Here is a 6,032-nt window from a genome sequence, read left to right as displayed (position 1 = left end):
CATCATGTTTTTGTCAATGGTGTGCAGGTCCTTAAGAACGGCGAGCACACAGGAGCAACTCCGGGGCGCGTCGTTCGGGGCCCGGGCTGGAAGAAAAAATAGTAATGTCCCAACGGTGCTTTGCTCGATTTCTCCCCCTTATAAAGGGGGGAGAGAAAGAGGGGGTTGTCTTTCTGGAGCATTTCCCAACCTCCCCTTAATCCCCTCCTTCATAAGGAGGTCTCGCTATAAAAAGTAGCGAATGAATTCGCTGCTACAAACTTAGGTCGGTGAAATCGTTGTTCGTGGAAATGCAGTGATGCAAGGCTATTTTCAAGATCCGGAAGCCACCGCTCGCGTGATGCCAGATGGCTGGTTTCACACCGGCGATGCTGCAGTCATCCACCCGGATGGTTATGCGGAGATTCGGGATCATTTAAAGGACGTCATCATCAGTGGCGGCGAAATATTTCCTCCGTTGAAGTGGAAGGTGTAATTCTGCGACATCCTGCCGTTCATGAAGTTGCAGTTGTGGGAGTTCCGCATGAACGGTGGGGCGAAACTCCCCATGCGTTTATTGTGTTGAAGCCGGGAGCCACCGCGGATGAAACCGAGCTGAGAGAATTCACGCGCGCGAACATGGCGCATTTCAAAACACCAACAGGTTTCACTTTTCTAACGGAACTTCCAAAAACTGCCACCGGCAAAATTCAAAAATACGTTCTCCGCGGCAACAGAACTTCTATCTCCAAACAATAACTGAATTAGAGTTTATCCGGATCTATCTTATCGGGGCCTGTCGCATCCTGAAGCACCTGAATCGATTCAAGTGAAGCCGGCGTCATTTGACTCGCATCTTCTATTCTAGGATCGGCCACCATGTTGAGACGCGGATTACTGAATTGTTCTGGCGCAGTCAATTTCGATCCATCGATTCCACTCAAAGGTGTATCCTCGTTCGAAGGCATGGTATTGGCGCCCTCGCGGATAAGAACTTTCTCCATTGCTTCATCCGTTACATGCGTAGGAACGGTCGCCGGATCGGATTCACATATTTATTTTCTTCGTCCGCTGCATCCTCAATTTTGTCCAGGCGGGATTCAGGATACAGCACGGCCGAGATCCCGCGCGGGAGATCGTTTGTATCGCCCGTAACTTCTTTCACTTTTCCCGGTGCATCGAGAAGATCCATGGCTTCGCCGGTGCCTGGAATTTTTCCGAATTTTTCAACGGATATGTCTTTTGCGTAGTCGACGACTTTATCAAGTATTGCCTTACCTTTCTCTATAACGGAATTCAAGAGGTCTCCAACCCCACCATCCTTCAATGCCGAGATTTTTTCCATTCCCGGACGATCGAAGGGTCCGATATCCGCTTTCCCAGCGACCGGCTGATAGGTTTCGCTACCGGTTGGAGTGGAAGGTGATTGGAAGCCTTGTCTCAGCTTCAAAGCGTCATCGAGTTGACTCTTTACATCGACTCCGCCGACTCCCAAATCAACTCCCATCCGATTCGGCCCGGTCCAGGTTTTTCCAATTCCGAGATTGCTTACCAATCCCGCATCGACTGCTTGACCGCCAGGAAGGGTCTTCGACAGCTCAACTTTCTCGCGAAAAGGAACGCCCGGAATAAGTGCCGCAGGTACTTCTTTTAAACCTGTAGGAATTTCCTTTACGGTTGAAGTAAGTTCTTTCGCAAGATTGGTTTTAGATGGATCCAGCTTCGGTCCTGCCGTGATCTTGTCAAGGTATACTGAACTCTCCTTCATCTCCACGCTATCCGCTTTCGGCAAAGGTCTTTGCAACTGCACCGGTTCTTGAGCTTTTTCCTCAACCACCTTTCCAACAGGCTTTGGTGTTGATTCGTCTTTTATCGTGATTGAATCTGGAATGTTCCCATCTCGTAAGCGATCAATCTTCATAGCGCCTCCTATGATTTCCACAAGGAGCAAGCCAGATGCCATGAGGAACCTCCTCGCAAAGGTGCGCGAGGTTGCCAACTCTGCTTGGCGATTCCACTCTCTTGGGTCTGGAAAGTGCCAACCGGAAGATATTCCTGTTGACGTTCACATCTTGACAATCAAGATGAAAAGGACTAGGGTCTAGGCATAGCGCTTGTTTCTCCCCCTGATGAAGTGGGAGATTAAAGAGGGGTTGGAAGTAAAAAATGACAGAGCCCACAACAGATGTAATTCAGGGAACGCTCGACATGCTGATTCTGAAGACTCTCAGTTTGGAACCGATGCATGGTTTCGGCATTGCCCGCAGGATTGAACAGATTTCGCGTGGTGTGTTCAAAGTAAACCCCGGTTCGCTTCTGGTTGCATTGCAGCGGTTGGAGCGCGCGGGATGGATAGATGCGGAGTGGCGACAGACGGAAAACTCCAGACGCGCGAAATTCTATTCACTCACTCGTGCAGGGGAAAAACAACTTGACCTGGAGACCGCGGATTGGACTCGTCGTGTAGCGGCGATCACGCGTCTTTTGAAGATAGAAGGCTAGCCGATGTCACTCTCGCGCCAGCTTGCACGCGGTTTTCGCAGAATCATCAATCGAACCGTAGTCGAACAAGAAATCTCGGATGAAGTGAAGCATTATCTTGATGAGGCTACAGCGGCGCAGATAGCGCGCGGACTATTACCTGAAGAAGCAGCGCGAAAAGTAAGGTTGGAGGTGGGAAGCCATACGAATGTGCGAGAGCGCGTGTACGATTACGGATGGGAAAACGCAATTGAAACGTTAGTCGCCGACCTGGGTTATGCGTGCCGTCAACTGCGAGCTCTGCCCGTTTTCACCGCAGTCTCAGTACTCACCATTGCGATCGGCGTTGGCGCAACCACTGCGATTTTCGGAGCCGTCAACCCGATCCTGTTTGAGCCTTTACCCTACCCGGATGCAAATCGAATCGCCACAATTTCCGAAATAAACAGTGATGGCTCACGCAACGAGGGAACGTTCGGCATGTACCGCGGACTGCTGGACCGCAATCGCTCGTTTGAATCGATTGCCGTTTACAAACCGTGGCAGCCAACAATGACAGGGTACGGACAACCAGAGCGTTTCAACGGTCAGCGCATCAGCGCAAGCTATTTTGATGTGCTGGGTATCGCACCCACGGCTGGCAGAAAATTTCACGCAGAAGAGGACCGGCTCCGCGGACCAAATGTGATCATTCTTAGCTCCACACTCTGGTTGCGGAGCTTCGGTGGGGATCGCACGATCATCGGCCGCGAAATTATTTTGGATGACGAAAGCTATGTTGTCATTGGGGTGATGCCAAATGAGTTTGAAAATGTGCTCTCTCCAAGCGCAGAGGTGTGGGCGCCGCTCCAATATGACATGTCGCAGGGAAGGGCTTGGGGTCATCATCTGCGAACAGTCGGACGACTCCGGCCCGGAGTCACCATGGATCAAGCAACGCAAGAAATCGACCAGATTGGCCGCGCTGTTCTGACAGAACAACGGCCAGCTACGTACGGACAGAATGTGAAACTGGTCGTGTCTTCGTTGCAGAAGGACATCACGCACGAAGCCAGACCCGCGCTTCTTGCGATTCTTGAAGCGGCGCTTCTGGTGTTGCTGATCGCGTGTGTGAATGTGACCAACCTGCTGCTTGCGCGAAGCGAACAAAGGCGCGGCGAATTCGCGATGCGCGCTGCATTGGGAGCGGGACGTGGTCGATTGATCCGGCAATTGTTCACGGAGTCACTGCTCCTCGCGTTGTTGGGAGGGATTGTCGGAATTGCTGTTGCAATACTCACTACGCGAGCACTCATCGCGCTCAGCCCTGCAGATCTGCCGCGCGTCGGCGCAATCGGCGTCAATGGCACTGTGTTCCTTTTTGCATTGTGTATCACCACATTAAACGGCGTTGCCTTCGGATTGATTCCGGCGCGGAATGCGTCGCAAAACGATTTTCACGCAGACCTCCAACAGAACTCGCGCCGTGCTGCTGGCCAACACGCTCACGCCCGCAATGCGCTGGTTGTGGGAGAAGTCGCTCTCACTCTAGTGCTGCTTGTGTGCTCAGGCTTGTTGTGGCGAAGTCTCGAACGACTCTTTGCTGTTGACATAGGATTCGATCCTTCGCGTGTACTTACAATGCAAGTGCAAACATCGGGTCTACGTTTCGAAAGCGACGCGGAGACGGATCAGTTTTTCGCGCAAACGTTAGACTCAGTGAAACGCGTTCCGGGAGTCACGAGTGCGGCGCTCACGAGCCAGTTGCCGCTGAGTGGCGATCTCGATGAATATGGAGTCCACTTTGAAGCGACTCCATCACAACAGGCGCAAACCTACAGTGCTTTTCGATACGCGGTCAGTCCCGGCTACATTGAAACGATGCGCATTCCGATCCGCCGCGGCCGTTCGTTCGCCGAAAATGATCGCACAGAGGCTCCGTTCGTTGCGCTGATCAGTGAATCGCTTGCAAAGCTCAGATTTCCTCGCGTCAATCCGATTGGTCAACGCTTGCGCATCGGACCAATGGACGGTCCGCCTTACACGATCATTGGAGTTGCCGCGGACGTAAAACAAATGTCATTAGCGGTGAGTCAATTAACCGCTGTATACATTCCTGCAACCCAGTGGCCCTTTGCAGACAATGCGATGTCACTGGTTATAAGTAGCGCGGACGTCTCGTCTTCGCAGATTTCCGCATTTCGACAGGCAATCTGGTCAGTGGACAAGGACCAACCCATTACTCGCGTTGCAACGATGGATGATTTACTTGCGGAATCCGTAGCAGAGCGACGCTTCGCCTTGATTTTGTTTCAAGCATTTGCTCTGGCAGCATTGATTCTCGCCGCCGCCGGCATCTATGGCGTACTTGCCGGCAGCGTTGCAGAACGCACACGCGAAATCGGTGTCCGCTCCGCTCTTGGCGCGTCCCGACGAGAGATCATTGCTATGATCGTTCGCCAGGGAATCACACTCACTGGTTTCGGTGTTGCAATCGGATTGTTAGGCGCAGCCGTGGTGACGCAAGCAATCGTCGCAATGCTATTCGAAATATCGCCACTTGATCCGCTTACCTATCTCAGCGTAATCGCCCTGCTCGGTTGCATAGCAACCATCGCATCGGGCATCCCCGCCTGGCGCGCCTCGCGTATCGATCCAGCCACAACCCTTCGAACGGAATAGGAACATTTTCAGGAAATAGTCGTACTCTTCAAGGAATTCCGCCACAAATGGATCACGTTGAGTTCGACAGATGCCTTAATCGCAGCTACAGCGCATACGGAAGGGCTGATTCTCGTTACACAAAACACTCGTCACTTCCCAAAGTCCGATATCGACTTGCGCAACCTTTGATTGATTCTTATTTCTTCTCAGCACCTGGAGGGAATTTCTTAAACCCATCTCTTGGATTGCAAAGCGCTATCGATTGCAGTCATAACTCGCTTATCCCAAAGTTCGTTGGGAGTTTTTACCTTTGGCCATGAATACGTCTTGTAAACAGAGAAATCAATCGTTTTATCCCAGTCAGTATTCACATCGGCAAAAGTTACGCCGCTCGCAATCAGAAGGAAAACAACCGCTGTCACTAATGCTTTCATGCAATCTCCTCCTTTTCCCTGCTGATTGCTAATTTCCTGCCACGTTTGTTTTTTGACCCGCATGGATTTTTTTGTTTTTGGCTGCACGCTTCTGATATTTCTCACGCTCATTTGCGTCGTGGGCATCAATCGATTCATTGTTGCCCAGAAGAAAGCAACCGCTTTAAAAGTTCGATAGACACTCGCGCTGGATTTTCCCGGCTCTGTTTGCACTGTTGATCGTGAAGTGCTTTTTGATTTAGGAGTGTAAAAAGGGGGATGTGGAGAGAATGGAGATAAAGAGATATTTGGTGAGTGTTCCATTTCTTAATCTTCCGGTATTAGTTGGAGCGCGGGCAGAGGTTGTAGTCCGCGCTCCCTCTGACTCTTCGGACGTCTCGCCGCTGAACTAAGTCTTGGCAAAACGCTTTACGCGGGAGTCATTGCGCGCGAGCGCAAAGTCCACCAGATTGAAATTGTAATTTGCAACCTCACCAAAAATTTTCGACGACTCCT

5 protein-coding genes and 1 pseudogene are annotated in these 6,032 nt (G+C 51.3%); 3 read left to right on the top strand and 3 right to left on the bottom strand.

Features of this window, described 5'->3' with window-relative positions:
• The first annotated feature begins 265 nt into the window (after positions 1-265).
• Positions 266-738: pseudogene (locus L0156_25650) on the top strand (AMP-binding protein).
• A gap of 5 nt (positions 739-743) precedes the next feature.
• Here the strand turns inward: L0156_25650 and L0156_25645 are convergent.
• Positions 744-983 carry a hypothetical protein gene (locus L0156_25645; GenBank protein MCI0606383.1) on the bottom strand — a complete coding sequence of 80 codons (240 nt, stop codon included), beginning with the start codon at positions 981-983 and terminating at the stop codon, positions 744-746.
• An 11-nt stretch (positions 984-994) separates the two neighbouring features.
• Positions 995-1,942, bottom strand: a complete 948-nt coding sequence (locus L0156_25640) for a hypothetical protein (GenBank protein ID MCI0606382.1) — start codon at positions 1,940-1,942, stop codon at positions 995-997.
• 203 nt (positions 1,943-2,145) lie between these two features.
• Here L0156_25640 and L0156_25635 point away from each other — a divergent pair, with 203 nt between their 5' ends.
• Entirely contained in the window at positions 2,146-2,481 is a 336-nt protein-coding gene (locus L0156_25635) for a PadR family transcriptional regulator (protein ID MCI0606381.1), read from the top strand.
• Between the two features lie 3 nt (positions 2,482-2,484).
• Positions 2,485-5,121, top strand: a complete 2,637-nt coding sequence (locus L0156_25630) for an ABC transporter permease (GenBank protein MCI0606380.1) — start codon at positions 2,485-2,487, stop codon at positions 5,119-5,121.
• A gap of 209 nt (positions 5,122-5,330) precedes the next feature.
• Here L0156_25630 and L0156_25625 read toward each other — a convergent pair whose 3' ends face one another.
• Positions 5,331-5,840 carry a DUF4136 domain-containing protein gene (locus L0156_25625; protein MCI0606379.1) on the bottom strand — a complete coding sequence of 170 codons (510 nt, stop codon included), beginning with the start codon at positions 5,838-5,840 and terminating at the stop codon, positions 5,331-5,333.
• Positions 5,841-6,032: the final 192 nt, after the last annotated feature.

The organism is bacterium, from assembly GCA_022616075.1.
GTDB lineage: Bacteria > Acidobacteriota > HRBIN11 > JAKEFK01 > JAKEFK01 > JAKEFK01.
This window is presented reverse-complemented; position numbering and strand designations above follow the sequence as displayed.